The sequence below is a fragment of the Mesorhizobium sp. M4A.F.Ca.ET.050.02.1.1 genome (genome assembly GCF_003997725.1).
Taxonomy (GTDB): Bacteria; Pseudomonadota; Alphaproteobacteria; order Rhizobiales; family Rhizobiaceae; genus Mesorhizobium.
The window spans coordinates 1-690 of sequence record NZ_RZSG01001376.1; the positions used below are offsets into that span (position 1 = coordinate 1).

General features: G+C 60.6%; 1 protein-coding gene. It reads left to right on the forward strand.

What is annotated here, in order from left to right:
• Positions 1-256: 256 nt before the first annotated feature.
• On the forward strand, positions 257-690 hold a 434-nt coding region (locus EOA33_RS37615; RefSeq protein ID WP_127407842.1), incomplete at its 3' end, for a winged helix-turn-helix transcriptional regulator.

Consider the following 690-nt stretch of genomic DNA (forward strand, 5'->3'; position numbering starts at 1 on the left):
GATTGGAGATAATCGTGATGTCCTGCGGCTGCGCCAAAGCAGGCAGGCAAAGCCCTCCAGTGGCGGACGCGACAAGCGCCGCGCCGGTGCCTTTCAGGAAACGGCGCCTCGTCGTCGACAATGCGGCAAGCTTGGTTGTCATGGCTTCTATCTCCTCCCTGAGAACAGCCGGATTTCATTTGAACCGAGGCTATGGGTAGCGTATGCAGGTGAGATCGGTCAATAGTTAATTTACAAAATTAATAATGAGACAGACATGAAGCTCAAGGGCGACCAGCAGACGTCACGTGCCATAAATCGGCGGCTGATCCTCAATCTGCTGCGGCGGGAGGGGGCGATCAGCCGGGCCGAGATCGCAGCGATCACCGGGCTCAGCCCGGCGGCTGTGACGTTCGTCGTCACCGAGTTGCTGGAAGAGAAAATCCTCGTGGAGGGAGAGGCGAGCCCGGGCGCGCCGGGACGTCGGCCCATCCCGATCAACATAAACTACGCCGGTCGGCTGGTTGTCGGACTGCAATTGAAGGTCGGTGCGATCGATTGCGTGCTGACCGATCTTGCCACGACCCCGCTTGTGACCAGGCAGGTAGCCGTCCCCGATCCGTCCCCACAATGCACGGTGGAAGCCTGCGCCAAGGCGGTCAATGAACTGATCTCCGATCGCGGAGCCCCGACGACCGCGCAGCTCAGCGG